Annotated in this window: 26 protein-coding genes, 5 tRNA genes and 1 pseudogene; 12 read left to right on the forward strand and 20 right to left on the reverse strand. The window is 70.6% G+C overall.

Annotation, left to right across the window (positions count from 1 at the left end):
• Positions 1-456: 456 nt before the first annotated feature.
• From rho to M9914_02250, 4 genes are all read left to right on the forward strand, one after another.
• Positions 457-1,689 (forward strand): transcription termination factor Rho, encoded by a 1,233-nt coding sequence (gene rho / locus M9914_02235; protein MCO5172990.1) that lies wholly within the window; start codon positions 457-459, stop codon positions 1,687-1,689.
• A 13-nt stretch (positions 1,690-1,702) separates the two neighbouring features.
• On the forward strand, positions 1,703-2,293 hold the full coding sequence (locus tag M9914_02240) for a M23 family metallopeptidase (protein MCO5172991.1): 591 nt from the start codon (positions 1,703-1,705) through the stop codon (positions 2,291-2,293).
• A gap of 154 nt (positions 2,294-2,447) precedes the next feature.
• Positions 2,448-2,897, forward strand: coding sequence for an Rrf2 family transcriptional regulator (locus tag M9914_02245; GenBank protein MCO5172992.1), 450 nt, complete (start codon positions 2,448-2,450; stop codon positions 2,895-2,897).
• A gap of 13 nt (positions 2,898-2,910) precedes the next feature.
• Entirely contained in the window at positions 2,911-4,074 is a 1,164-nt protein-coding gene (locus M9914_02250) for a cysteine desulfurase (GenBank protein MCO5172993.1), read from the forward strand.
• Between the two features lie 111 nt (positions 4,075-4,185).
• Here the strand turns inward: M9914_02250 and clpX are convergent.
• From clpX to M9914_02290, 8 genes and pseudogenes are all read right to left on the reverse strand, one after another.
• A pseudogene (gene clpX / locus M9914_02255) lies at positions 4,186-5,298 on the reverse strand (ATP-dependent Clp protease ATP-binding subunit ClpX).
• Positions 5,295-5,915, reverse strand: a complete 621-nt coding sequence (locus M9914_02260) for an ATP-dependent Clp protease proteolytic subunit (GenBank protein MCO5172994.1) — start codon at positions 5,913-5,915, stop codon at positions 5,295-5,297. Before M9914_02260 ends, clpX begins: the two are co-directional and overlap by 4 nt.
• A gap of 131 nt (positions 5,916-6,046) precedes the next feature.
• Positions 6,047-7,441: a trigger factor gene (gene tig / locus M9914_02265; protein ID MCO5172995.1), complete on the reverse strand. Its 1,395-nt coding sequence runs from the start codon at positions 7,439-7,441 to the stop codon at positions 6,047-6,049.
• A 101-nt stretch (positions 7,442-7,542) separates the two neighbouring features.
• Positions 7,543-7,626, reverse strand: a tRNA-Leu gene (locus tag M9914_02270).
• 103 nt (positions 7,627-7,729) lie between these two features.
• Positions 7,730-7,806 (reverse strand) — tRNA-His (locus M9914_02275).
• On the reverse strand, positions 7,797-8,402 hold the full coding sequence (locus M9914_02280) for a hypothetical protein (GenBank protein ID MCO5172996.1): 606 nt from the start codon (positions 8,400-8,402) through the stop codon (positions 7,797-7,799). The genes M9914_02275 and M9914_02280 overlap by 10 nt, the downstream gene beginning before the upstream one ends.
• Before the next feature lie 219 nt (positions 8,403-8,621).
• Positions 8,622-9,851 carry an MFS transporter gene (locus M9914_02285; GenBank protein ID MCO5172997.1) on the reverse strand — a complete coding sequence of 410 codons (1,230 nt, stop codon included), beginning with the start codon at positions 9,849-9,851 and terminating at the stop codon, positions 8,622-8,624.
• Between the two features lie 517 nt (positions 9,852-10,368).
• Positions 10,369-10,851, reverse strand: a complete 483-nt coding sequence (locus tag M9914_02290; protein MCO5172998.1) for a hypothetical protein — start codon at positions 10,849-10,851, stop codon at positions 10,369-10,371.
• Positions 10,852-10,949: 98 nt separating this feature from the next.
• Here M9914_02290 and M9914_02295 point away from each other — a divergent pair, with 98 nt between their 5' ends.
• A complete protein-coding gene (locus M9914_02295) occupies positions 10,950-11,276 on the forward strand; it encodes a helix-turn-helix domain-containing protein (protein MCO5172999.1) in 327 nt (108 codons plus the stop codon).
• Positions 11,273-12,490 (forward strand): winged helix DNA-binding domain-containing protein, encoded by a 1,218-nt coding sequence (locus M9914_02300; GenBank protein MCO5173000.1) that lies wholly within the window; start codon positions 11,273-11,275, stop codon positions 12,488-12,490. Before M9914_02295 ends, M9914_02300 begins: the two co-directional genes overlap by 4 nt.
• Before the next feature lie 55 nt (positions 12,491-12,545).
• On the opposite strand, the gene M9914_02305 is transcribed toward M9914_02300, so the two are convergent.
• The 4 genes from M9914_02305 to M9914_02320 form a co-directional block, all read right to left on the reverse strand.
• Positions 12,546-12,621 (reverse strand) — tRNA-Arg (locus tag M9914_02305).
• Positions 12,622-12,646: 25 nt separating this feature from the next.
• A tRNA-Gly gene (locus M9914_02310) sits at positions 12,647-12,722 on the reverse strand.
• Between the two features lie 54 nt (positions 12,723-12,776).
• Positions 12,777-12,853, reverse strand: a tRNA-Pro gene (locus M9914_02315).
• 214 nt (positions 12,854-13,067) lie between these two features.
• Positions 13,068-13,580, reverse strand: a complete 513-nt coding sequence (locus tag M9914_02320; GenBank protein ID MCO5173001.1) for a hypothetical protein — start codon at positions 13,578-13,580, stop codon at positions 13,068-13,070.
• Positions 13,581-13,684: 104 nt separating this feature from the next.
• Between M9914_02320 and M9914_02325 the strand changes: the two genes are divergently transcribed.
• Positions 13,685-14,251, forward strand: a complete 567-nt coding sequence (locus tag M9914_02325) for a hypothetical protein (protein MCO5173002.1) — start codon at positions 13,685-13,687, stop codon at positions 14,249-14,251.
• Between the two features lie 103 nt (positions 14,252-14,354).
• Here M9914_02325 and M9914_02330 read toward each other — a convergent pair whose 3' ends face one another.
• From M9914_02330 to M9914_02345, 4 genes are all read right to left on the reverse strand, one after another.
• The gene (locus M9914_02330) at positions 14,355-14,792 is read right to left on the reverse strand and encodes an NUDIX domain-containing protein (protein MCO5173003.1); all 438 of its coding nucleotides are present in this window, start codon (positions 14,790-14,792) and stop codon (positions 14,355-14,357) included.
• A gap of 77 nt (positions 14,793-14,869) precedes the next feature.
• Complete coding sequence (locus M9914_02335) at positions 14,870-16,453, reverse strand: aminoglycoside phosphotransferase family protein (GenBank protein MCO5173004.1); 1,584 nt, start codon at positions 16,451-16,453, stop codon at positions 14,870-14,872.
• A 153-nt stretch (positions 16,454-16,606) separates the two neighbouring features.
• Positions 16,607-17,956, reverse strand: coding sequence for a tRNA (N6-isopentenyl adenosine(37)-C2)-methylthiotransferase MiaB (gene miaB, locus M9914_02340; protein ID MCO5173005.1), 1,350 nt, complete (start codon positions 17,954-17,956; stop codon positions 16,607-16,609).
• Between the two features lie 29 nt (positions 17,957-17,985).
• Positions 17,986-18,162, reverse strand: coding sequence for a hypothetical protein (locus M9914_02345; GenBank protein MCO5173006.1), 177 nt, complete (start codon positions 18,160-18,162; stop codon positions 17,986-17,988).
• 81 nt (positions 18,163-18,243) lie between these two features.
• Here M9914_02345 and M9914_02350 point away from each other — a divergent pair, with 81 nt between their 5' ends.
• On the forward strand, positions 18,244-18,564 hold the full coding sequence (locus M9914_02350; protein ID MCO5173007.1) for an MGMT family protein: 321 nt from the start codon (positions 18,244-18,246) through the stop codon (positions 18,562-18,564).
• Between the two features lie 28 nt (positions 18,565-18,592).
• On the opposite strand, the gene M9914_02355 is transcribed toward M9914_02350, so the two are convergent.
• Positions 18,593-19,393 carry a hypothetical protein gene (locus tag M9914_02355; GenBank protein MCO5173008.1) on the reverse strand — a complete coding sequence of 267 codons (801 nt, stop codon included), beginning with the start codon at positions 19,391-19,393 and terminating at the stop codon, positions 18,593-18,595.
• Between the two features lie 61 nt (positions 19,394-19,454).
• Here M9914_02355 and M9914_02360 point away from each other — a divergent pair, with 61 nt between their 5' ends.
• Genes M9914_02360 through M9914_02370 form a run of 3 tightly spaced genes read left to right on the forward strand, consistent with a single transcriptional unit; the run spans position 19,455 to position 22,052 of the window.
• Positions 19,455-20,606 carry a M20/M25/M40 family metallo-hydrolase gene (locus M9914_02360; GenBank protein MCO5173009.1) on the forward strand — a complete coding sequence of 384 codons (1,152 nt, stop codon included), beginning with the start codon at positions 19,455-19,457 and terminating at the stop codon, positions 20,604-20,606.
• Positions 20,603-21,043: a hypothetical protein gene (locus M9914_02365; GenBank protein MCO5173010.1), complete on the forward strand. Its 441-nt coding sequence runs from the start codon at positions 20,603-20,605 to the stop codon at positions 21,041-21,043. Before M9914_02360 ends, M9914_02365 begins: the two co-directional genes overlap by 4 nt.
• 1 nt (position 21,044) lies before the next feature.
• The gene (locus M9914_02370; GenBank protein MCO5173011.1) at positions 21,045-22,052 is read left to right on the forward strand and encodes a cation diffusion facilitator family transporter; all 1,008 of its coding nucleotides are present in this window, start codon (positions 21,045-21,047) and stop codon (positions 22,050-22,052) included.
• Here M9914_02370 and M9914_02375 read toward each other — a convergent pair.
• Entirely contained in the window at positions 22,049-22,672 is a 624-nt protein-coding gene (locus tag M9914_02375; GenBank protein MCO5173012.1) for a DNA-3-methyladenine glycosylase, read from the reverse strand. The genes M9914_02370 and M9914_02375 overlap by 4 nt on opposite strands.
• Positions 22,673-22,893: 221 nt before the next feature.
• Here M9914_02375 and icd point away from each other — a divergent pair, with 221 nt between their 5' ends.
• Positions 22,894-24,156, forward strand: coding sequence for an NADP-dependent isocitrate dehydrogenase (gene icd, locus M9914_02380; GenBank protein MCO5173013.1), 1,263 nt, complete (start codon positions 22,894-22,896; stop codon positions 24,154-24,156).
• Between the two features lie 111 nt (positions 24,157-24,267).
• On the opposite strand, the gene M9914_02385 is transcribed toward icd, so the two are convergent.
• Together M9914_02385 and prfA are read right to left on the reverse strand one after the other, a co-directional pair.
• The gene (locus M9914_02385) at positions 24,268-24,741 is read right to left on the reverse strand and encodes an NUDIX hydrolase (protein MCO5173014.1); all 474 of its coding nucleotides are present in this window, start codon (positions 24,739-24,741) and stop codon (positions 24,268-24,270) included.
• Complete coding sequence (gene prfA, locus M9914_02390) at positions 24,728-25,846, reverse strand: peptide chain release factor 1 (GenBank protein ID MCO5173015.1); 1,119 nt, start codon at positions 25,844-25,846, stop codon at positions 24,728-24,730. Before prfA ends, M9914_02385 begins: the two co-directional genes overlap by 14 nt.
• Between the last annotated feature and the right edge of the window lie 51 nt (positions 25,847-25,897).

Consider the following 25,897-nt stretch of genomic DNA (forward strand, 5'->3'; position numbering starts at 1 on the left):
AGAACGCAGACCGTGTAGCCGGAAGGTGCCTAAGGAGATGGCATGAGCCCGAAAGAAGAAGCGCGTCCCGTCGCGACCGACGTAGTGGAGGCGCCAGCCCCCCGCAAGCGTGGTCGGCCTCGCAAGAACCCGGAGGCCGCCGCGGCGGCGCCCGCGCCGGCCCCGGTCGCGCCCACGCAGGCGCCGGTCGTCGACGAACCCCCTGCGCGGAGCGAACCCTCCGCGCGGAGCGAAGAGGACGGCGGTAACGAGCGTCAGCGCGGGAGGGCGGCCAAGTCCGGCGTGGAGGAGCCGCGGCGTTCCGGGGGCGGGCGCCAGGCGGAGCCGGTCCAGGACGACGCGGACGATGGCGCCGAGGGCGAGGACTCCGCGGCGGGCGGCGAGGACGGCCAGCGGGGCCGCGGCCGTAACCGCCGCAACCGCACGGCGCGCAAGCCCGGCTACAACTTCCGGGAGCTGCACTCGAAGATCCTGCCCGAACTGCACCTGCTCGCCAAGGAAGTCCAGCTCGAGGACTACCGTCGCATGAGCAAGGACGACCTGGTCGTTGCCATCCTGGAGCGCTCGGCCGAGAGCGAGGGTCTGAGGCTCGTCAAGGGCTACCTCGAGATCTCGTCCGACGGGTACGGCTTCCTCCAGGAGTCGCTCCTGCAGAACAACACCCGTAGCGTCATCGTCTCGGCCGGTCTCATCAAGCAGTTCCGCTTGCGCACGGGCGACCTCATCCTAGGCAAGGCCCGGCGCCCGCGCGAGAACGAGCGCTACGGCACCCTCATCAGGGTCGAGGCCGTCAACAACGTCGACCCGTTCCAGTCGTCCAAGCGCCCGCGGTTCGAGGAGCTCACCCCGACCTTCCCGGAAGCGCGCATCAAGCTGGAGACCGTCGGCAACGAGCTCTCCACGCGCGTCATCGACCTGCTCGCGCCCATCGGCCGCGGCCAGCGCGGTCTGATCGTCGCGCCGCCGAAGGCGGGCAAGACGACCCTGCTCAAGAAGATCGCCAACGCCGTCGTGGCTAACGAGCCCGACATCAAGGTGATCGTGCTCCTCGTGGACGAGCGGCCCGAGGAGGTCACAGACTTCCGCGAGTCGGTCCACGGCGTCGAGGTCATCGCGAGCACGTTCGACGAGCCCCCCAGCAACCACATCCGCGTGGCGGAGTTCGTGCACGAGCGCGCGCGGCGCATCGTCGAGGACAGCGGTCACGTCATGATCCTCCTCGACTCGATAACGCGGCTCGCCCGGGCCAACAACCTCGTGACGCCCCCGACGGGCCGCACCCTCTCGGGCGGCCTGGACTCGAACGCCCTCCACTGGCCGAAGCGCTTCCTGGGCGCCGCACGCAACATCCGCGGCGGCGGCAGCCTCAGCATCCTCGCCACCGCCCTCGTCGAGACGGGCTCGCGCATGGACGACGTGATCTTCGAGGAGTTCAAGGGCACCGGCAACATGGAGCTGCACCTCAGCAGGCACCTCGAGGAGCGGCGCATCTTCCCGGCCATCGACATCCTCAAGTCGGGCACGCGCCGCGAGGACCTGCTCCTCAGCGAGGACGTGCTTGCCAAGATGTGGCTCCTGCGTAAGGTCATCTCGGACATGGACCCGGCCGAGGCCATGGAGATGCTCCTCGGGCGCCTCGGACGCAGCAAGAGCAACGCCGAGTTCCTCGCTACCCTCACCCAGGGCTGAGGTCGGCGCCGACGTGAAGGGGGGCGCCGCTGTCCGCGCCGGGCGGCGCGCCCCTCGTCGGTCGGTCTGGCTGTTGGCGGTCGTGCTCGGCCTCGCGTTCGCGGCCGAGCCGGGGGCTGGCGGCGTGGCGGCACGGCGCGCCACCCTGCGCGCCGCTCAGGCGGCCGCGCTCGCCGGCGCCCTCGACTCCTTGCGGGGCGTCGACTGGAGCACCACGGGCTTCGCGCTGCCCGTGCAAGGGCGCGTCTCCTCCTACTTCGGCTGGCGGAACGTCTCGGTCAACGGCAACCGTTACCACGGCGGCCTCGACATCGCCGCGCCGTCCGGCACGCCCGTGAAGGCGGCGCGCTCCGGCGTCGTCACCCGCGCAGGGTGGTGGGGGACTTACGGCAACGTCGTGGTGCTCGACCACGGCGACGGCAGCGAGACGCGTTACGCCCACCTCAGCGCGGTGGCCGTGCGCGTGGGCCAGGCCCTCAGGCAGGGCGACGTGCTCGGCGCGGTCGGCAGCACGGGCGCCTCGACCGGCCCGCACCTGCACTTCGAGGTCCGTTTCGACGGCCGGGCGGTCGACCCCCTGCCGTACCTGCAGGGGCGTCTTTAAGAGGCGGGGTCTCGCGTCCCGGCCGGTGCGGTAGTCTTGGGCATGCCTCGGTGACGGACGGCGCGGCCGCCCGTTGGTCGCCAAATCGGAACCGTTCCGAGGTAAAAGGTTGTAGAGTGGGCGAAGGCGGTCAGGCCGCTGGGGAGGTCAAGGCATGTGGGTATCGACCAAAGCGCAGTACGGCATGAGGGCCCTCGTGGAAGTGGCGCTCAGCGGCGACGAACCCATCAGCCTCAAGACGGTCGCCGAACGCCAACTGCTCAGCCACCAGTACCTGGAACAGATCTTCGCCATCCTGCGCCGCGCCGGCATCGTCGAGGCGATCAGGGGCGCGCACGGCGGTTACCGCCTCGCGCGGCCGCTCGAGGAGATCGACAGCCTCGAGGTCGTCGAGTTGCTGGAGGGCAGCGTGGCGCCCGTCAGCTGCATCGTCGACTCCGCCAACTGCGTCCGCGCCGGCATGTGCTCGACCGAGAGCCTCTGGCGGCGCGTGGACGCGGCCGTGCGTCAGGTCCTGCGCTCCACTAGCCTCGCCGACCTGGTGCAGCAGCGCCGGCTGCTCGGCATCCAGCCGTTGCCGCAGTACCTCGGGCGCGACGACTGACGAGTTCCACCCCGTGCAGCCGATATCGGGTATCTACCTGGACCACGCGGCCACGACGCCTCTCGATGAGCGCGTCCTTGGCGCCATGCTGCCGTACCTGAAGAGCGAGTTCGGCAACCCCTCGAGCGTTCATCGCCTCGGTCAGACGGCCAGGCGCGGGGTGGAGGAGGCGCGGGAGCGCGTCGCCGCGACGCTGGCCGTGCGGTCGCGCCAGGTCGTCTTCACGTCCGGAGCGACAGAGGCCGACGACCAGGCCGTCTTCGCGGCCGCGGCCGCGCGGCCGGGTGGGCTCGTGGTGAGCGCCGGCGAGCACGCCGCCGTGCTCGAGGCGGCCCGCCGCTTGGCAGCTCGAGGGCGCGACGTGACCTTCGTGCCGCTCGCGCCGGACGGCGGCTCGCCGCTCGCCGCGTGGGAGGCCGCCCTCGCCGCGCAGGCGACGCGCGGCGGCACCGCGCTGGTCGCCGCCATGCTCGTCAACAACGAGACCGGCGCGCTGCTCGACGTAGGGGCCGTCGCCGAGCTGGCGCACGCCCACGGCGCCCTCTTCCTCTGCGACGCGGTGCAAGGTTACGGCGTCGAGGAGTTCACCCTCGCGAGCCTTGGAGCCGACTTCGTGACGCTCTCGGCGCACAAGATCTATGGGCCGAAGGGCGCGGGAGCGCTCGTCTTCAGGGAAGGCAGCGAGCCGGCCCCGCTGCTGGCCGGCGGCGCGCAGGAGCGCGGCCACCGGCCCGGCACCCACGCCGTGCCAGCCATCGTCGGGCTCGGGGCCGCGGCGGCCCTCGCCGCCGAGCGGCTGCCCGCCGAGCGGGCGCGGCTCGCCGGCCTGCAAGCGCGCTTCGAGGCCGCTGCCGGCGCCATCCCGGGCGTGGCGATCAACGCCGCCGGGACGCCTAGGTCCGTCAAGCACACGAACCTGCGCGTGCGGGGCGCAGACGGCGAGACGCTGCTTATGCTGCTCGACGAGGCTGGGGTGTACGCCAGCGCCGGTTCGGCGTGCGCCGCGGGCAGCGTGGAGCCTAGCCACGTCCTCCTGGCCATGGGGCTGGGACGGGACGAGGCGAAGGCGAGCGTCAGGTTCAGCTACGGCAAGGCCGTCGACGAGGCGCTAGTCGATGAGGCGGCGAGCCGGTTGAGCGCCGTCGTCGAACGAGCACGCTCGGTCGTGGCGTCGTAGGGCGCTACTAGGGGACGGTCAGGCCGACTTGCGTGCTGCCACGGTCGCCAACAGCCTGGCGGGTTCGTCGAGGTCCAGGACCTCGACGTGCAGCTGCGTGATCCCGCTGCCGGGCACCTCGAACATCAGCGGCATGAGGGCGCGCTCCATCACGGAGCGCAGTGCGCGGGCACCCGTCTTCAGCGCCTGGGCGCGCCTGGCCACCTCGAGCAGCGCCTCGTCGGAGAAGGTCAGCTTCACGCCGTCGAAGCCGAAGAGCTCCTGGTACTGCTTCACGAGCGCGTTCCGGGGCTTCGTGAGCACGTCGACGAGCGCCTCGAGGCTGAGCTCCTCCAAGCGCACGACGACGGGCAGACGCCCGATGAGCTCGGGGATGAGGCCGAACGCCATCAGGTCGGAAGGCATCACTTCCGCTCCGGCCAACGGGTCGCCCTCGGAGGCCGCCGGGGTCTGGAAGCCCACCTTGGCGACGTCCAGCCGGCGGCGCAGGATGGCGTCGAGGCCCTCGAAGGCCCCGCCGCAGATGAACAGGATGTTGCTAGTATCGACGTCGATCAGTTCCTGGTGCGGATGCTTGCGCCCACCCTGGGGCGGAACGTGCGTGACCGTGCCCTCGATGATCTTGAGCAGGGCCTGCTGGACGCCCTCGCCGCTCACGTCGCGCGTGATGGACGGACCCTCGGACTTGCGGCCGATCTTGTCGATCTCGTCGACGTAGATGATGCCCCGCTCCGCCGCGGCCACGTCGTAATCGGCCACCTGTAGGAGGCGGAGGATGATGTTCTCGACATCGTCGCCGACGTAGCCGGCCTCCGTGAGCGTGGTGGCGTCGGCGATGGCGAACGGCACGTCGAGCGTGCGCGCGAGCGTCTGGGCGAGCAGCGTCTTGCCGGTCCCGGATGGGCCGATGAGGAGCACGTTGCTCTTCTGCAGCTCCGTATGGGGGTTGGCGATGCGGCGCGAGTGGTTGTAGACGGCCACGGCGAGGGCGCGCTTGGCGGCCTCCTGCTCGATGACGTAGGCGTCGAGCTCGCGCTTGATCTCGCGCGGTTGGAGGCTCCGTAGGTGCACGAACGGCTTGGCGGGCGCCCCGGCCTCCGCCACGACGTCGTGGACGCGCCCCGCGCACTGGTCGCAGATGTGCGCCCCGCCGCCCGGTGCTGCCACGAGGAAGCGCACCTCCGTGTGGGCGCGTCCACAGAAGCTGCAGTGGGTGGCCGTCATCTGGCGCCCTTGGCGCCGTCGACGCGCCCGGGGCCGCGGGGCTCGATGACCTTGTCGATCAGCCCGTAGGCGAGGGCCTGCTGGGGGGCCATGAAGTTGTCGCGCTCCATGTCGCGGCGCAACTGCTCGACGGCGACGCCGGTGTGGCGGTGGTAGATGGTCTCCATCATGTCGCGCAGGTCCTCGAACTCGCGCGCCTGAACGGCGAGGTCGGGGAGGCTCGAGCGCGGGAAGCCGGCCGAGCCCGCGTGGATCATGATGCGGCTATGCGGCAGGGCGACGCGGTGCCCGGCCGCTCCGGCCGTCAGGATCAGCGAGCCCATCGACATGGCGATGCCGACGCAGTTCGTGTGCACCGGCGCGGAGATGAACTGCATGACGTCGTAGATGGCGAGGCCGGCGTACACTTCGCCGCCGGGGCTGTTGATGAACATGTTGATGGGCTGCTCGCTCGACTGCGAGTCGAGGAGGAGCAGTTGGGCGGTCACGACGTTGGCGACCTCCGAGTCGATGGCCGAGCCGAGGAAGATGATGCGTTCCTTCAGGAGCCGGCTGTAGACGTCGTAGGTGCGCTCGCCGCGCCCGGTCTGCTCGATGACGTAAGGGATGAGCGGCATCTTGCGGCTAGCGTAGCACCGGGCCGGGGCCCGTGGCGTTCCCCCACGCGGTTAGGGCGTGGCTACGGGCCATGACAGGCGGGGCGCCACCTGCCAGGCGGCGCCCCTGCTACCTTCGGTTCGGCCGGACCTCAGTGGTGATGGTGGTCGTGATCGTGGTGATGGTCGTGCCCATGATCGTGATCGTGGTCGGCCGCCTCGTCCTCGCTCAGGGCAGCGGCCTCGGCGGCCTCGTCGGCATCGGTCTCGTCCAGCGCCTCGTTCGGTTCGCCGGCCAGCTCGTTGATGAACTCACGCAGCGCCTTGTCGCGCTTCAGGAAGAAGCGGTAGTTGGCGAGGTACTCCTCACCGAGCTCCTGCCGCATGCGACCGACGTCCTGGCCGCGCGAGTCGGCGAGCCGCTTCAGGGCGGAGCGGTACTCGGCGTCGGAGACCTCCGTGCCGCGCACCTCCATGAGGCGCTCGAGCACGAGGTCGCGCCGCACGCCCTTCTCGGCCGCCTCCTTGAGCTCGGCCTCGAACTCATCGCGCTTGCCGCGCTGCTCGAGGCGGTCGACGTAGCGCTCCAGCGTGGTGCCTTGGTGGCCGAGGTCGTGGGCGAGGTCCTGCAGGAGGCTGCGCTGCCGGCGCCTGACGAGGCTGCCGGGCAGCTCGAGCGTCGAGCCTGAGACGAGCTTCTCGACGACCTCGTCGCGGCGGGCCTCGAGGGTCGCGCGCCGCGCGTCGGTCTCGAGGCTCTCACGCACGCGGCGCGTCAGCTCCGCGCCGTCGGCGAGGCCGAGCTGCAGGGCGAGGTCGTCGTCGGAGGCGGTGAGCTCCTTGCCCTTGACGTCCAGGACCTTGAGCCGGATCTGCGTGGTGCTGGTGCCGCCATCCTCGCCCTCTGGAGCCGGGTCCGTGAACGTAGCCGTCAGGACATCGCCCATCGACTTGCCGACGAGCTGACCCTTGAGCTCCTCACCGGCGCGGTCCATGTGGACCTGGAAGGTGGAGGACTCGTCGGCCTCGTCGCCCTCGTCGAGACGCGCCACGAGCACCCAGTCGGTGGCCTCGACTGGACGTTCGACCGGCACCAACGTGGCGTTCTCGCGGCGCAACTGCTCGAGGGCGGCGCGGACGTCGTCGTCGCTCACGACCTTGGGCTCGGCCTCCAGCTTCACGGTCTCGAGGTCGGGCAGGGTGATGTCGGGGTAGACGTCGGCGTGGACGGTGAACTCGAAGTCCTGGCCGCGCACGGCGCCGTCGGCGTGGAAGTGGGCGTCGATGGGGTAGAGCTCGAGCTCGCGCACGGCCTGCGGGTAGGTCTCCTCGACGAGCGCGTCGCGGACCTCCTCGGCCAGGGCCTCGGCGCCCACGCGCTTCTCCAGCACGCCGCGGGGCGCCTTGCCCGGGCGGAAGCCGGGCACCTTCACGGTCCGCGAGAGCTGCGCGAGCACGCGCTCGAAGGTGGCGTCTACCGTGGCGGCGTCGACGCGCACGCTGAGCGTGACGTTGGCCCCCTGCTTCTCGACTACTTTGGCTTCCATGACACTCCTAATCGGCTTGACCGTCGCCGCGACCGCGAACCGCTAATGCATGCGCCCGGTGGGGCGCCAAAAGGTAGCGGCAAGCGCTCGGCTTGCCGCGGTGGTGCGAGGAGCGGGACTTGAACCCGCACGGCTAGGCCACTAGATCCTAAGTCTAGCGCGTCTACCAGTTCCGCCATCCTCGCGCGCAGATGCCCGCGGTCTCCTTCCGACTTCGCCAGCGCGGAAGTAAGGGAGGGCGGGTCGAACTGCTCGAGACCCGCCCTCTTCGCGGGAGACCCCGCCGGCTGGGGTGGATGATGGGATTTGAACCCACGACACCCGGAACCACAATCCGGTGCTCTAACCAACTGAGCTACACCCACCAAGCAGGCGCAAACGAACCCGCAGGGTTCGCGAGGCCGAACCGAAGGTTACCGCGTGGGAGGCGGGTTTGGCTAGTCCTAAGGCGCTGGAGGGCGGGAAGACACGGGCGAGCCGCGACGGCCGGGTCGCTGTTCACGCCAACCATATCCGCGTACAGGCTATGCACGTATGCGGTCTGCTCTACACTCAGTGGCTGTTGAGCGTAAGTGTCCCACAACCGGTTCTGCACGTCCCTGATCACGAATGTCTGCTGCTCGATCGCTACGACTTCAAGGACGTTCTCCAACCCGCCAAGCGCCGTAACCGTAGCTGCCATGCGCATAGGCAGCGACAGGCCGACGTTACCGACGACGAGCACATCGCGCGCAGTACTGGCACCCGTAAGGGAAGTGGTCCAGGGGCTCTCGAAGTCCTCCGGATCCCACTCGTCACCAGAGACGGAGAACGCCAGATCCCAGAACCCGTTCGCGACGACCGGCGATGAGACGGTGATGTCGATGAACGGCTCCCCATCCAGGTCTACGGTCCTAAGCGTGTAGAAGTTCGGTTCTCCAACGTCCTGAGCCTGCAGCCCCCAGTTGAGACGATGACTCAAGCTAACGGCCTGACTCAACCGCCATCGGAACCACATCGGCAGCAGCGCGAATGTCGTACCGCGGTGAGACCCGAGACGAACTACACGCCACCAGACCAAACAGAACGCCGGCAGCCAGCAAAGACCGAACGCGTAGCATAAAACCCCGTTATAATAGATGTTATGGACATTATATGGCAGATTAAGGCCGATCAGGCAAGGGGTTGCAGAAGATAGACCCTACTCGACCGGTTCCAGCCTTCTGAGCACCCGGTACGCCACGAGCGCGCCCGGCAGGAGCGGCACGACGCTCAGCCACATGGCCGCGTTCATGCCGATGGCTTCCTGGACGGCCCCGACGACGAGGTAGAGCAGCCCAGCGGTGCCCCAGGTGAGGCCCATCATCATGCCGGAGGCCGTGGCGACCGCGTGCGGCGCGGCGTCCTGGGCCGCCAGCACCATGATGGGCAGGCCGCCGTTCGCGAGGATGCCGGAGAACGCGACGGCCACGAAGTAGAGGACCGTGCCGGGTTGGCTCAGCAGGAGCACGGCGAGGGGTAAGGCGGCGAGCAGCATCGTGCCGGTCACCAGGAACTGGCGGCTGAACCGGTTCTCGATGAGGCCGATGAGGATGCCGCCGGCGGCCCCGGAGAAGGTGAAGACCGTGATCGTCCAGAACACGACAGGATCGGTGGCGGAGAGCCCCTTCGCGTTCACGAGCCAGAGCGGGGCGCCGTTGATCATCGACACCCACGCGATCGAGCGCAGCACGCCCGCCAGGCAGAGCTGCCCGACCGGGCCGCGGAACAGGTCGACGTCGAAGACCTTCGCGCGCCTCGAGCCCGTCTGCTGGGGCACCGGCGGCGTGAGGAGGTAGATGAGCGCGCCGAGGACGATGCCAGGGACCATCAGGACCGGGCTGTAATCGAGCCAACCCCTGATGAGGAAGAAGCCGATGACGAGCGGTCCGAACGACAGGCCGATCGTGCCGCCGGCGCTGAACACCCCGAGCGCCAGACCGCCCTTTGAGCTGGCGGCGCGGCGGGCGAGGGTCGTCGCCGCTGGGTGGTAGGCGGCCGAGCCGAGCCCGCCGAGGAGCAGGAGGGGTACGAGCCAGAGGGGTGAGGGCATGATGGCGATGAGGCTCAGGATGGAAGAGGAGACGATCACGCCGGCGGACGCGACGAGCCGGTGGCCGAGCCGGTCCGCCACCGCGCCGAACAGCGGCTGCAGGACCGACGAGCTGAACGACAGGGAGGCGACGAACAGGGCGAGCGTGAGCTCGCTGACGCCGAAGCGGATCTGCAGGGTGGGGAGCAGCGCGGCGAGCGTGCCGGAGAACAGGTCGTTGAAGAAGTGCGCGAGGAACAGGAGGACAGCTACGACGCCGCTACCGACCACCAGCCGGGACGCGCGCCTGTTCGAGCTCTGCGTAGGGGGGACCGGTTCCGACAGCGTCGTTCGCGCCATGGCTGCTGAGCGTACCGCGGTTGAAGGGGCTTGAGAGGAAGAAGCTGGCGGCTTGCCTCCACACCGACGGGTCCGTGGCCCCGAGGCGCGGGAGCCTGAAGCCCGGCAGGTTCGCGGGCTCTCAGGCGGTCCCGAACATGACCTTGCGTCCGTCCGGGTCCGTGATGGTGACCACGACGTCGTCCAGGGCGAGGGGTTCGATGCCGTGGCTACGTAGATGCGCTAGGAGAACGCTCGCGTTTCCCGGGGTTGGGCGCGGAACTCCGACGCGTAACCGTCGTGCAACTCCCGCCAGCCGTACGCGAGCGCCCGGTCCGGTACGACCGGTGACCAGCGGGCAGCCGTGCCGGGTCGGTGAGCATCTGCCACAGCCGCTCCGGGCTCTGCGGGAACTCACGGCGCATGATCAGCGTCCATGCGTTCCCGGCCCGTTCCACCGAAACGTCGATGGCAACGTCGCTCTCGCCGGCTCGGAGGTGCTCGACGATGGGCCGGTGTCGGCAGGAGCGTAGGCGCCTCACCCCGGCAGGGCGGCCAGCAACGCCGCGAGCGGAGGGGGTATCCGGTCGAGCGGCAGCGCCTCCGTGAGTAGACGCGCGTAGCGCGCCTTGTTGCCGCTGCGCCCGCCGAAGAAGCGGGCCAACTGCTCCTCGCCGGTCCGCCCACGCTGGAACGGTTGCCGTTGGAGGCGACGGAACGAGTCGAGCTCGCCCTGCTGCGCGATCACGGCCTCGACGCCGTCGATGCCCAGGGCGCGGACCAACTCCGATTCCAGGTCGGGGTCGCAGACGAACACGGTGTCGAGGACGCGCTCGAAGTCGCCGCGCTGGGCAGCGTCGACGAGGCCGATCACGTGCTCCGCGGCCAGCCGCGCGGCCGCGCGGCTGACTCCCCTGGACCCGCCGACTGGAAGCACTCGCGGCACGCCAAGCCCGAGGCGCCTCGCAAGGACCTCGACGGCGACGGCGTCGCTGGCGCCTTCAACCAGCACGATGGGCATGGTGCCACGGAATACCACGCTCGGCACTCGCGGCCCGTCGGATGCGCATTAGATCGACGCTTGGCCGGGTCGTTGAGCGCGGTGCTATACCTTGCCAGGTGGCTAAGTACGTGTCTGTCTCGGAGGAGGTCTTCGTGGCGCTCGCGGCCCCGACCCGTGGGGCGGTGATCCGGCGCCCCGGACCCGGCCCGGCGAGCGTGGGGGAGTTGGCGCGTGCGCTGCCCGTCATTTTGCCGTCGTTCATGAAACATGTGCGAACCCTCGAAGCGAGCGGACCGATCCGAACGGTGAAGCCCGGAAGGGTGCGCATGTGCACCCTGGATCGCGGGCGGCGCGCCCTCGTGGACGACTGGCTGGGGCGCCTATGGGAGGCACGCACCGCCGGTCTTGAACGGCTCGTCGCCGAGCAGGAGGAGAGCTCGTGAGCACGAACGCTGCCGGACGCCGCCGAGCCAACGAGGTCACCAGAGGCGAGGTCATCGCTTTCCGGCTCGGCGCCCAGCACCTTGCCGAGCGGCTGAGCCCGGCCGGGCTGCTCGCCGCCGCCGGTGCCTGCGGCGTTCAGAACAGCCCACCGGGCTCGGCGCTGCTCGCGCTGCAGGCGCGGGTGCGGGACCTCGCGCGAGCGGACGTCGACCACGCCGTCGCCGAGGAGAAGAGCCTCCTGCAGACCTGGAGCATGCGCGGCGCGCCGTTCTACTTTCCGACCGCGGACGCGGCCGTGTTCACGGCCGGCGTGTTGCCGCCGACCGAGGCCGCGCTGCGGCACTTCATCCCGGGCATCGAGCAGTCCGTCGCCAGGCTCGGTATCGACGTCACGGCGGCGGTCGAGTTGACGCGAGCGGAGATCGGAGGGGTGCTGGCGGGGCGCCGGCTCGCCATCGGTGAGCTCGGCGCGGAGCTCGCCGAGCGGATCACGGGAAGGCTCACGAAGGACCAACGCCCCGTTTGGCAGGCGGAGGGCCCGCATGCTCCGGGCCAGCCCGTCGGCGAGGCCGTCGTGCACTTCTGCCTCCGGGTCCTCGCGTTGCAGCGGGTCGTCTGCTTCGCGCCCCGATCCGACAACAAGGCGCCGTTCGTGCTCGTCGAGGAGTGGCTGGGCGAACCCGTTCCGGACGTGGAGGCGCCAGCGGCGCGCGCCGAGCTGCTGCGCCGCTACCTGCGCTGCTACGGCCCGGCGAGCCGCGCTGGTTTCGCCGCATGGTTGGGCGTCACGGTCGGCGATGCCGAACCTTGGTGGAGCCTGCTCGAGGGCGAGCTGACGCGCGTGGAGTTCGGTGGAGCCTCCTGGCTACTCACGTCCGACCTCGACGCCCTGCGGGCGTCGTCCGCCCCACAAGGCGTGCGCATGCTCCCGCCGCGCGACCCTTACACGCAGCTGCGTGACCGGGCGACGATCGTCGATGAGAAGTACCACCGACAGATCTGGAAGGCAGTCGGCGAGCTGGGCACGCTCCTCGTCGACGGCGAGATCGTCGGTACTTGGCGGCCGCGCAAGAGCGGTCGGAAGCTCGTCGTCACTGTCGAGGCCTTCGGCCCGTTGTCCGAGCGGGCCATGAAGGAGCTGCGGGAAGAGGCGCAGCACGTGGCGAGGTTGCGTGGAGCGGCGTCTGCCGCTGTCGAGTTCGGTGGTCGTTGAAGGGCCCGGCCGCGTAGCCGGGCGGCGATCGGCGCGGTCGAACCGTACGTGCATATGGTGCACCAGGAAGGATTCGAACCCTCGGCCTACCGCTTAGAAGGCGGCTGCTCTATCCCCTGAGCTACTGGTGCACGCGACCGCGTGCGGCGTGAGGTGTGGAGCGGGAGACGGGATTCGAACCCGCGACATACAGCTTGGAAGGCTGTCGCTCTACCAACTGAGCTACTCCCGCCCGACCCTGCGTGGCGCCGCCTCGGCCTACTCACACCGCTACCGGCGAGTGGCGTGGTCGGGGCGGCCGGATTCGAACCAGCGACTCCCTGGTCCCAAACCAGGTGCGCTACCAGACTGCGCTACGCCCCGACGAGGACGGCCGGGCCGAGGACGAACCACGACCCGCTGGCAGCGGAGGGAGTATACCCGGAAGGGCGGGTCGCACGCTACGCACGGCCCCGGCGCGACCCTGACGACGAGAAAGCGGCCGCCTCGCACGTCGGTCGTGGACGGTGCGAGGCGGCTCTCGGAAGTGCGGCTGGGGAGGGAGGTCAGATGGCTGGGTCTCGAGCCCGCGGCGCGCTCAGCCGGCGGCGATGTGCGCCTTCACGCCGTCGAAGACGTCCTGGAGCACGATGCGAAGGCCCGAGGCGCTCGTGATCACGGCGTAGTTGCCGTCGAGTTCGACGGTGACGGACTCGCCGACGCTGGCGAGGCTCGCCTGGTAGGCGGCCACGGCGTCCGCCAGCTCGATGCCGTCATGCTCGAGGCTGACGCCGTCGACGACGTTGCCCGTCGACTCCACGGCGACGGGTCCTTCACCGTTGAGCTCCCCGGAGTACGTGGTGGAGCCGAAGAAGTTGGTGCCGACGATGACGGGGATGCCGTCCATGTCGACAGGCAGGGCAGTGGCGACGCGGTCGTTCAGCACGACGGAGAACGTGTCACCGACCTTAGCGAAGCTTAGGTACGCCGTGGTCAGGTCGCTGTTCGAGTACTTGACGCCGGAGTCGTCGATGCGGATGGGGGCGGCTGCCAGGCTGACGCTGGTCAGGAGGGCGGCGAGGGCGGCCAGTAGGCGGGCTGAACGTTTCATGGTCTTTCTCCTAGTCTGCCGGTCCCGTGGCTCTTCCGGCCGGCTTGGTAGGAGCATGGCGTCGTCCGGTGCAGATTGCGTGGAGCGGTTGCTAGACTCCGTCCGTGCCGCTGCTGGAAGTCACCGACCGCCTGATGAGGCCGCCGCGCCGCGTGCTCGTCGCGGGCACCTCCGGTTCCGGCAAGTCGACCTTGGCCGCCCGCCTGGCGGCCGTGTTCGGGCTCGAGCACGTGGAGATCGACGGGCTCTTCCACGGCCCCGGCTGGGTGCCGCGCCCAGAGTTCGTGGCTGACGTGGAGCGCTTCACGTCTCGTACCGGTTGGGTGACGGAGTGGCAGTACCACACGGTGAGGCCGCTCCTGGCAGAGAGGGCGGACCTGCTCGTGTGGCTCGACTACCCGCGGCACGTCGTCATGCGCCGCGTCGTCGCGCGGACCGTCAGGCGCCGCATACGCAACGAGGAGCTGTGGAACGGCAACCGCGAGCGTGGCCTCTGGCGCGTCCTCGTCGACCGCGATCACATCGTCCGGTGGGCCTGGCGCACGCACGAGGCTACGCCCAAGCGGGTCGCGGAGCTGTTGGAGCTGCGCCCGGAGCTGAGCGTCGTGCGACTGCGGTCGCCCGCCGAGGCCGAAGCGTGGCTGGCTGGGCTAGGGGAGCCGCTAGGGTAGCCGTCCAGCGCTCGGGCAGCGGCGGGGAGCCGCGCTGCGCCTCCGCTAGAGCAGCCGCCCTCTAAGCGGCAGGCCGACCCTCACGACCCCCTGACGGCGCGGCTCAACCCTCGCCGAGTTCGCTCAAGGCCAACCGCACCCAGGCGTCGAGCTCAGGCGTGAGGCCCAGGCTAAGGGCGCTCACGAGGTCGTACCAGCCCATGCTCGGCTCCTCACCGGCCAAGGCGCCCGCGTAAGACGCGACCGGCCGCGCCAGGTAGACGAGGTCGACGTGCTCGTGATCCGCCGCGATGGCCTCCAACTGGACGCCGCGGGGCCTGACGAGCTGGCGGGGACCGGGGGCGACGATCGGCGGCGGCCCGACGAGCTCGACGGCGATACCGGCCTCCTCGAGCACCTCGCGCGTCGCGGCATCGTCAGGCAGCTCACCTGGCTCGACGTGACCGCCGGGCGGCAGCCAGATCCCCAGCTTCCGGTGGCGGTGCAGCAGCACCCGGTCGCGCCAGACCACGAACACGCTGACGGCCAAGTCGCGCGTCATGCTGCGCCTGACGCGTTCGTCATGCTGCGCCTGACGCGTCCGTCATGCTGCGCCCGACCCGTCCGTCACGCTGCGCCTCACGCGTCCGCCCGCCACCGTGCGAGCATGCTCCTGACCACCCAGGAGACCACCCGCCCCGCGTCGACGAACGCGCGCTGCGCCGGTGGCACGGCCGCCGCGATATGGGCGTAGGCGACGGCGTGGTAGACGGGCGCGAGCGCCAGTCCTTCGTCGAGCGTCGCCTCGACGCCCGTCAGTAGGCCGGGGTGGTCATGGAACGCGGCGCGGACGGCGACCAGGTAGGCGTCGCGCAGGGCGAGCAGCTCGGCGGCGTTCGGCTCCTCGTCTATCCCGGCGAGCGTCACCAGGTCCACGCCCGGCCAGGCGAGCGCCGCGTCGGTCCAGTCGAAGAGCACGGGCAGCTCGCCGCCCGCGCGCGTGAACGCAGCGTTGCCCTGGTGGAGGTCACCATGCGTGAGGAGGAGCGGGGCCGCGCTCGCCAGCCGGGCGAGGCGCTCTCCGAGCCGGCGCTCCAGCACCGGCAACGCCGCGCGCTCGGCGTCCGTGAGGTGCGCGAGCTGAGGCGACGACCAGAGCATGCCGAGGTCGGCCGCCACCTCGTGGGGCCCGCGCTTCAGGACACCCGCCGCCAGCAGCTCCGCGTGACGCCCGGAAGCGGCCGCCTGGAGCTCGGCGAGGGCGTTCAGGACGTCGCTCGTGGTGGCCGTACGGACGTGGTCCTCCTCGAACCGGCGCGTCACCATCCATGCGGCGACCCGGTGGTCGCGGTCCGGAACGTGCGAACCGCCAAGCGCCGGCTCCGCCGACCCGCCGCGCGCCGGCTCGGACGCCCCGCGGGCCACCGCGTAACGGCCGTGCGCCACGACCGCGGGCACGAGGTCCGGTCTCAGGGAGTGGATGGCCGCGGTGACGGCGGGCTCGTTCGGCCAGAGCGGGTTGGTGACCTTGACGGCGGCGGCGTCCCCGAGCCACACGCTGGACAGGACCCACGACTGGAGCTGCCGCAACGGGGCGGCTGAGCCGTCGCCGGGCACGAGGGGTTCGAGGGTCGAACAGGCTCCCTCGCGGGTGCCGTCGCCTTCCGCTACCTCCGCCCGCATGGCGGCCGCCAGCGCCGCGGTCGAGCCCGGCAGGCTGTGGGGCGGTGGCTCGGCCGGAGCGGGCGCTCCGGGGGCGTGACCGCGCCGCGCCGCGCCCTCTGCGGGGGCCGGCTCCGCCTCCGTGGCGCCGTTCTCGGCGGCCAGCCAGCCCAGGTACCCGGCCAGGGCCTCCGCGAGCGGCGTGGGTAGCCCGAGGACCGTCGCGCCCTCTCCGGCGCCCGACCACTCGTGCCGCCGTAGGACGTCGACCGGCGGGGCGGGGAAGAGCTCGCAGGTGGTCAGGAGCTCCGTCACCACGCCGTCGGCCCCTTCTTCCGCCGCGCGGCGGAAGAAGGCGATCTGCCCGAGCGACACGAGTGGCAGCTCCGGCCCGAGCAGCCCGGCGAGCCCGAGGGCGCTGCGTGAGTCGCCGAGCGGCTCGTCCTGCACGGGCAGGCGCGGCGCACCGTCCGGACCGCGCTCCAGCAGCACCTTGGGCTGCGAGGGGTGAACGATCACTAGGTGCCGGCGCATCAGGTGCTGAGGTGCGATGTCGGTCATGCGCTCACGACCGCGTCACGAGTCCAGCGGCGAGCTGGTCGGCGGGTCGATCGCGCCGCGATCACGCTGCGACCAGGCTGCCGCCACGCTGCCATCAACGCTGCCATCAACGCTGCCATCACGACGCCATCAACGCTGCCATCAACGCTGCCATCACGACGCCATCACGAGCTCGATGCCGCGCGGGGCGGCCCCGACTACCTCGCCGTGCAGGGCGTGCGGCGTCGCGCCAGTGATCGTCACGTCCTTCACGCCCATGCTCGTCACGCTCTCGGCGGGCACGAGGACCGTGTGGTTCTGGTCCGAGTGGCCCACCGCGTAGCGCGAGTCGCGGCCGAGGTCCTTCACCAGCACGCGCAAGGTCTTGCCGACGAGCACCTCGTTGGCGGCCAGGCTCCGCGCCTTCTGGGCCTCGATGAGCCGCTGCAGGCGCTCGACCTTCACCTCGCGGGGCATGTCCTCGAAGTGCTTGTAGCTCGGCGTGCCCGGGCGGGCGGAGTACATGAACATGTACGCCTGCTCGAACGCCGCCGTCTCGGCGGCCGCGAGCGTCGCCTGGAAGTCCTCCTCCGTCTCGCCGGGGAAGCCGACGATGATGTCCGTCGAGATGACGACCTCGGCGACCTTCTCCCTGATCTCCCTGACGATGTCCAGGTACCGCTCGATGCGGTACTCGCGCGCCATGCGCCGCAGCACCCGGTCGGAGCCGGACTGCATCGGGAGGTGGATGTCGTTGCAGACGTTCGGATGCGTGGCGATGACGTCGATGAGCTCGCTCGTGAAGTTCATCGGGTGGCTGGTCGTGAACTTGACGCGCTCGAAGCCGAGGTCGGCGACCGCGCGGAGGAGCTCCGGGAAGCTTGGCATGCCGGGTTGGCCCATGCCGTAGGAGTTGACGTTCTGGCCGAGCAGGGTCACCTCGGCCAGCCCCGCCGCGCGCATCGCGGCCGCCTCCCGCATGACGCTCTCGCGCGCGCGCGAGACCTCCGGTCCGCGCGTGTCGGGGACGATGCAGTAGGTGCAGTGGTGGTTGCAACCCCGCATGATCGTGAGGAAGCCAGACAGGCCTCGGGGCGCCGGCGGTTGGTAGTCGTGGAGCTCGGCCTGGAAGCCGAGCCGCTCGATCATGCCGCCGCGCTCCCCGGAGCGCAGGCTGCCGTACTCCTCCAGCGCCTCGAGCAGGTCCGTGATGGCGCCGGGCCCGACGAGGAGGTCGACGCCGAACTTCTGCGCCACTTCGCGCCCCTCGTCCAACTGGGCGAGGCAGCCCATCAGCCCCACGGTCACGTCGCGCCCCTCGGAGCGCTGCTTGCGCAGGTCGCCGAGCACGCTGATGACCTTCTCGACCGGCTTGCCGCGCACGGCGCACGTGTTGAGGAGGAGCAGGTCGGCGTCGGCCGGGTGCGTGGCGAGCTCGTGCCCGCCGGCAACCAGCTCGGACTGGATGGTGTGGGTGTCGTACTCGTTCATCTGGCACCCGAAGGTGATGACGTGTGCTCGCAACTGCCGCTCCAATCGCCTCGCCGAACGCCTCAGCGGAACACCAGCGCCCCGACGAGGACCAGCAGGACACTGCCCAACGCGAGGAGCGACCCGATGGCGAAGCCGCGCGGGAACCTCTCGCGCACCTTCGGCGCGGCGCTCGAGAAGAGCAGCAGCACGCCGACCAGGAACACGTAACTGGCGACCTGCACCGTCAACGTCAGCACCAGCGCCTCCGAGGGAGAGGATAACGGAAGCGGGCCGCGCCGACACGCCCCACGGCACCTCTGTGGGCGTTAGCATCGGGCATGGACGAAGGCTTCAGGGAGGCGGTCCTGCGCGTCGTGCGCGCCGTTCCCGCCGGCAGGGTGACGACGTACGGCGAGGTGGCCCTCCTGGCGGGCAGGCCGAACCACGCGCGGCAGGTGGGGGCGATCCTCTACGGGCTACGCGGCGGCGAGGTCGACGACGTGCCGTGGCAACGCGTCATCAACGCTAGCGGCGGCATCTCGACGTACAAGGTCGGCTCCGGCGAGCTGCAGGTCGCGCTGCTGCGCTCGGAGGGGGTCGAGGTGAGCGACGACCGCGTCGACCTGCGGCGCTACAGGTGGCTCGGCGACGTCGAGTAGGTAGGAGCTCCGCGGCACGCCACCGGGCTCAGCCGACGTAGAGCCTCTCGCCGACGAGGTAAGAGAGCACGCGCTTGTGGTAGCGCCTGGTGAGCGGCCCGACGCGCACGACCGCCTCGACGTAGTAGCCGCCATGCTCCTTCAGGTTGCGCGCCTGCCAGCCTAGGGCCGGGATCGCGAACGCCAGGATGCCGAGCAGGTCGGCCATGACGTCCACTTGGAAACTCTGGTGCGTGGTGGCGGGGAACGGCGCTACGAACCGCGCCGACAGGCTCGTGAGCCGGCGTCCGCGCAGTCTGCCGCGCTTCAGCAGGCTCGTGCTTCCCAACTCGCGCTTGGCGGTCTCGACCCGGTCGTCGACCTTCACGTAGAAGCGATCCACGAGCCGCACGTCCACGGAGACGGGACCCACCGTCGCGTACGGGACGAGGCGCACTTCCACGTTCAGCTCCTCCCCGCTCTTGACGTGCGGCGGGACGACCACCTCGAGCTGGTTGAACACCCGCTGCCACAACGCCGTGAAGAGCGACGAGAAGGCGGCGGCCCCCGAGGCGACCACCTCGCCGACGAGGAAGAGGTTGCCGAGGTTGCTCCTGGCGACCGGGGAGAGCCACAGGGCGAGCCCGCCGACGGCGGCCAACGCCCAGACGAGCGCCAACCAGAAGCTCGGGAGCCGGGTGAGGCGTGGCTGGTACGGGATGTCGAGCGGCGGGTCGTCCAGCGAGCGAAGCGCGATGCCGCACGCCTCGCAGGTGACGCCCGCGAGGTTCACCTGCCCGCAAGCGGGGCAAGCCCACGCGCCGGCGGGCAGGGCGGTAGCGCTGGTCATCTCGGCAGCCAGCATATTGCCCGCCGTCCGGCGCCGCTGCGATTATTCGTATGATGACCGGATGCAAGACTCCCTCGTCTCCCTCGCTTCCGAGCTGATCAAGGCGCCGAGCCAGACCGGCAAGGAAGGGCCTGCCGCCGCCGTGATGCTGGAGGCGTTCGAGGCGAACGGCTTCGACGAGGCCTACCTCGACGAGGTCGGCAACGCCATCGGCGTGATCCGCCGGGGCGAGGGCAGGACGCTGATGCTCAACGGCCACATCGATACCGTGCCGGTCGGAGACCCCGACCTGTGGCCCTACCCGCCGCTCTCCGGCGCCGTGGTGAACGAGCGGCTCTGGGGGCGCGGCGCCTGCGACATGAAGAGCGCGCTCGCCTGCATGGTCATGGCGGCCTCGGACGCCGCCGCGGCCGGCTTCGAGGGCACGTTGATCGTCAGCGGCGTCGTCCAGGAGGAGGTCGGCGGCCTCGGGGCCAGGCACATCGCGGCCACGCTCGCCTACGACGCGGTGGTGCTCGGCGAGCCGAGCAAGTGCCGCATGATGCTAGGCCACCGCGGCGCGAACGTCGTCGAGGTCGTGTTCCCGGGCGCCATCGCGCACGCGGCGCGGGCCTCGCTCGGCGAGAACGCCTTGGCGCACGTCGCCCGCTACGTCCTCGCGCTCGAGGGGCTCGAGCTGCCGCGCGGGGGAGCTTTGGGCGGCTCCAGCGCGACGCCGACGCGCGTCGTCAGCTCGCCGTCCGACTCGACCAACGTCGTCCCCGGCTCCGCCGTCCTCACGGTCGACTACCGGTCGGTGCCCGGCGAGGGGCCGGCAGAGGTCGTCGAGCGGCTACGCTCCATCGCGCACGACGAGCGCATCGTCGTGCGGATCGCGGACAGCGGCAGGGGCGGCGAGGACGCGCTACGCTCCACCGCTGCGTACCTGGCCGATCCGGACGCCCCGGCCGTCCGGGTGGCGCGTGAGGCGTTCGGGCGCGCCCTCGCGGCCGTCGGCAGGCGCTTCGAGGAAGATGTGTGGTGGTTCTGCACCGACGCCCCGCACCTGGCGCGGCGCGGCGCGGCCGTCATCGGTTTCGGGCCTGGCGAGGAGGAGTTGGCGCACACCACCAACGAGAGCGTGGCCGTCGCCGACCTGCACGCCGCCCGGCGCGCCTACGCCGAGTTCGCCAAGGCTTACCTCGCGCGCCGGAAGAACGGGGAGACAGCATGAAGGGTGAGAAGGTCCTCATCAACGGCGACCGCTGGACGATCGTCGACGTGGCGCCGGCCATGCCGCTGGCCGAGATGGTCGCCACCATCCTCGAGGACGAGGGCATGATCACCACGATCCGCGGCGCTGAGTCGTTCACGGACGTGCTCTCCCACCTCGGCCTCACCTCGGCCCAGGCGACGTACGTCCTGGTGCCCGAGGCGGACGGCGAGCGCGCCATGGCCGTCATCGCCGAGACGGTGACGGACTTCGAGGGCGACGAGCTGGCCGAGCTCCTCGAGCGCATGGAGCGCGGCGAGGTCCCGGAAGAGCTCATGGACGCTTGGGGCGATGAAGCGGCGGAGGGCGAGGCCGGGGAAGACGGCGACGAAGGAGCCGCACGCTACGAGGACGCCGGCTGGACGGCTCGTACCGGCGACGAGGGCGAACCGACCTGACATGACGCCGGAAGCCCTCGCCGGCGCCGGGCCGCAAGCGGCACGGGGAGCCGAGGCGCCCGGAACCGGGACCCCAGCGGCCGAGGCGCCGCGCGGGCGTCGCGGCCGGGCTGCCTGGGTGAGCCTGGCCGGCGCCGTGCTCATCCTCGGCCTGAAGTTCTCCGCTTACCTGGCGACAGGCTCCGTCGGCTTCCTCTCCGACGCGGCGGAGTCGTTGGTCAACCTCGTCGCCGCCGTGGTCCTCCTCGTGGCGCTAGGCGTCTCCGTGGCGCCGCCCGACTACCGGCACCCGTACGGGCACGCCAAGGCGGAGTACCTCTCGAGCGTGCTGGAGGCCGCCCTCATCATCGTCGCGGCCGGGGTCATCGCGTGGAGCGCCGTGGGTCGCCTCCTGGCCCCGGAGGCGCTCACCAACGTCGCACTTGGGGTGGGCGTCTCGGTCCTCGCAGCCGTGCTCAACGGCCTCCTCGCCGTCTACCTCTTCTCCGTGGCGCGCAAGGAGCGCTCGGACGCCCTCGCGGCCAACGCCCGCCACATCCTCACGGACGTCTACACCTCGCTCGGCGTGGTGGTCGGCGTGCTGCTGGTGGCGCTCACGGGCTGGCAGCCGCTCGACCCGCTCGTAGCCCTCGTCGTGGCCGCCAACATCGTGGTGGTCGGCGTGCGCGTCATGCGCCAGGCCCTCTCGCGGCTCCTCGACGAGCGCCTCCCCGAGCGGGAGGAGGCGAAGATCCTCGCCGTGTTGGAAGCCGACCCGCGCGTCCTCGGCTTCCACCGCCTGCGGACGCGGCGTTCCGGGCATGCGAGCTTCGCCGAGGTCGACGTGTTCGTCGACCCGAAGCTGACCGTCAAGGAGGCCCACGACCTGGTCGGGAGGGTGGAGGACGCCATCCACGCCGAGCTCGAGGACCTCGTAACGACCATCCACGTCGAGCCGTTCGTGCAAGGGGTGCGCGACCGCACCCTCACTCCCAAGGAGGAGTTCAAGGAGGAGGTCGAGAACGGCTAGCCGCTCCCGACGCGCCCCCTGGGCGGCCGTGAGACGGCCGGGCTGTCCGCGTCGTAGTAGCGCAACGGGGCGTCGGCCCAGCGCCCGGAGTACGCCACGCCGACGCGCGGCGTGATCACCATGCGCCGTGGCGTTGGTCCAGCGTGCAGCGTTATCGGGGGCGCGAGGAGCGAGCCGCCGTCGTGGCTGCGGTCGATGCCGAGGAGACGCGTGAGCTTGCCCGGTCCGTTGGCGGCGCGCGGGTCGGCGCCCGTGCGCTCGACGGGCTCGACCGCCCTTACGAGGACGGCGTGCGGCACGCCCTCGGGTTGGCAGACGACGTTGAAGAGCTCGTGCATGCCGTACACGAGGTAAACGTACGCCGTGCCGGCCGGGCCGTAGAGGGTGGCGGTGCGCTTCGTCCGGCCCTTGTAGGCGTGGCAGGCCGCGTCCTCCTCGCCGACGTAAGCCTCGACCTCGACGACGCGGCCCACGCGTGGGGCTTCGCCGGCCGGGCGCACGGCGAGGTAGGCGCCGAGGAGGTCGGGCGCCACCTCGTCAGCCGAGCGGCGGTAGAACGCTTCCGGCAGCGGCGCGCCGAGCAGGGTGGAGATCCGGGTCTCGTGGTCGTCAGGCACCATCGACCCGCCAGTCTAGCCGTGGAGGCGGGCGCTCCTCGGCGGACCGGCTACGCGCCGCGCCGCCCGCGGCGTCCGGAACGCGCCAGGCACCGTGGTAAACTCGCCTGCGACGCACGCCGCCGGGTTCTAGGTTCCATGCCGGCGGCGAGAGGCGATCAGTTGCTTGGGTGGCCCATGGGCGCCGTCGACGGCGAGGCGTGGGCGCACGGAAGAGGAAGCGCATGAGCTACCGCCACATCAAGGTCCCGGAAGGGGACCGCATCGTCCTGCAGGACGGCCAGCTGCAAGTGTCCGACCGGCCGATCGTCGCGTACATCGAGGGCGACGGCACGGGCCCGGACATCTGGCGCGCCTCCCAGCGCGTGCTGGACGCCGCCGTGGCCAAGGCGTACGGCGGCAGGCGCGCCATCGCCTGGATGGAAGTGTTCGCCGGCGACAAGGCCAACGAGGTCTACGGCGAACAGGTCTGGCTGCCTGACGAGACGGTCGACGCCATCCGCGAGTACCTGGTCGGCATCAAGGGCCCCCTGACGACGCCGGTCGGTGGCGGCATCCGGAGCATCAACGTCGCCATCCGCCAGCTCCTCGACCTCTACGCCTGCGTGCGGCCCGTCCAGTACTTCACCGGCGTGCCCAGCCCCGTCAAGCGCCCTGAGGACGTCGACATGATCATCTTCCGCGAGAACACGGAAGACATCTACGCCGGCATCGAGTTCCGCGAGGGCACCGATGACGCGGCGCGCTTCCTCGAGCTCTTCAAGCGCGAGTTCCCGAAGGCGTACGACAAGATCCGCTTCCCTGCCACGTCCGGTATCGGCATCAAGCCCGTGTCGCGCGAGGGCACTGAGCGGCTCGTGCGCGCCGCCATCGCGTACGCCATCGACAACGACAAGCCTACCGTCACGCTCGTCCACAAGGGCAACATCATGAAGTTCACCGAAGGGGCGTTCCGCGACTGGGGCTACGAGCTCGCCGACCGCGAGTTCGGGGCCACGCTCCTCGACGGCGGGCCGTGGCGCACCTTCAAGAACCCGCGCACGGGCCGCGACATCGTCCTCAACGACGTCATCGCCGACGCCATGCTGCAGCAGGTCCTCACGCGCGCCAGCGAGTACAGCGTCATCGCGACACTCAACCTCAACGGCGACTACCTGTCCGACGCGCTCGCCGCCCAGGTGGGCGGCATCGGGATCGCGCCCGGCGCGAACATCAACTACCTCACGGGCCACGCCGTCTTCGAGGCGACGCACGGCACGGCACCCAAGTACGCGGGCCAGGACAAGGTGAACCCGTCCTCCGTGATCCTCTCCGGCGAGATGCTCCTGCGTCACCTGGGCTGGACGGAGGCCGCCGACATGGTGCTCGGCTCCGTGAGCGGGACGATCGGGCAGAAGCGCGTGACGTACGACTTCCACCGGCTCATGGAAGGCGCCACTCTCCTCAAGTGCAGCGAGTTCGGCGAGGCGCTCGTAGAGAACCTCTGAGCCGTACCTCCTAGGCGACGGGGCGGCGAACGCGCTATGGCGTTCGCCGCCTTTCTCGTCGCTAGGCGCCCTGGCCGTTCGCCTGCCGCGCTGACACCATGATGGTGAGCGTCAGGCCTTCTGCAAAGCCCGGCCGTCCCAACCGCCGTAGGCGTAGAAGCGCCCCGGCACGCGCTCGCGCAGGTAGGTCACGAGCGGGTCGCGTAGCGGCGGGATGGGGACGATCATGGCGACCTCCTCGACCGGGAAGAAGCGCGCCTCGACGATGAACCCGTCCGGGTCGCGCGGGTTGAGGAGCCCCTGGTACTCGGCCAAGAACGCGAACGACACGGCGCGGTCGTTGCGGCGCCTGTCCTCCACGTGGACCGCGTACGCCAAGCCCTTCACGCCCGTTATCTCGAGGCCGGTCTCCTCCTTGACCTCGCGCACCAAGGCGTCGAGCGTTGACTCGCCGCGCTCCACCACCCCGCCCGGGAGCGTGTACCGGACCCGGCCGTGCCCTTGCCAGTCGTTGCCTACGAGCAGTACTCGACCGGACGGGTCGAGCAGGATGGCCGCGGCAACGACGAACTCACGCCGCGCCACGAGCGCCCAGCCGTTCGGCGAGGGCGTCGCCACCCGCGTGCGCGGCCTCGAGCGTTAGCCTTGCCCGCTCCTCGGCCTGGAGGGCGGCCGTGAGGTCCTCGAGCTCGCCGGCCAGCACGCCCGCGAGGTCGTGGGTGGTGAAGTCGATGCGGTGGTCGGTGACGCGCGACTGCGGGAAGTTGTAGGTCCTGACGCGTTCGGAGCGGTCGCCCGTGCCGATCTGCACGAGCCGCGCCTCACGCGCCTCGCTCATGGCGCGTTCCCGCTCGCGCTCCAGGAGCCGCGAGCGCAGGACCGTGAGGGCGCGCTCCTTGTTCTTGATCTGCGACTTGCCGTCCTGGCACGTCACGATGATCTCGTCGGCCTCCCCGGGGTGGTACGTGACCCTGACGGCCGAGTCCGTCGTGTTGACCGACTGCCCGCCCGGCCCGCTCGACCGGTAGACGTCGACGCGGTAGTCGCTCGGGGAGAGCGCGACGTCGACCTCGTCGGCCTCGGGGAGGACGGCCACGGTGACCGTGCTCGTATGGATGCGCCCCTGCGCCTCCGTTGCCGGCACGCGCTGGACGCGGTGCACGCCCGACTCGAACTTGAAGGCGCGGTAGACGCCCGCGCCGGTCACGGCGAACGACACCTTCGACAGGCCGCCGACCTCGGTCGGGTGGGAGTCGATGAGCTCGGTCCTGAACCCGAGGCCGCTCGCGTAGCGCAAGTACATGCCCAGCATCTCCCGGGCGAAGAGCGAGGCCTCGTCGCCGCCGGCGGCGGCGCGGATCTCGACGATGACGTCCTTGTCGTCGAAGGGGTCGCGGGGCGTGAGGAGGTCGGCGAGTTCGGCCCTGCGCTTGGCTACGGACTCCTCTAGGCGCTCAGCCTCGTCTTCGGCCTCGGTCCTGAGGTCGGGGTCGGACAGCAGCTCGGCGAGCCCGTCCAGCTGACTCTCTAGGCGGGCGACGTCCGCGGCCGTGTCGAGGATGCTCTTGACCTCGCCGTAACGTTTGAGCACGCGTCGGTACGCGGTGGCGTCCGCCAGGAGGGTCGGGTCCGAGAGGCTGCGCTCCAGCGTCTCGAACTCGTACTTGAGGGGTTGGATGCGCTCGGTCATTGCCTAGAGTGTACTCTCCGAGCCTCGACCCTCCCGAGCGCGTGCAAGAAA

This window comes from Trueperaceae bacterium, assembly GCA_023954415.1.
Taxonomy (GTDB): domain Bacteria; phylum Deinococcota; class Deinococci; order Deinococcales; family Trueperaceae; genus JAAYYF01.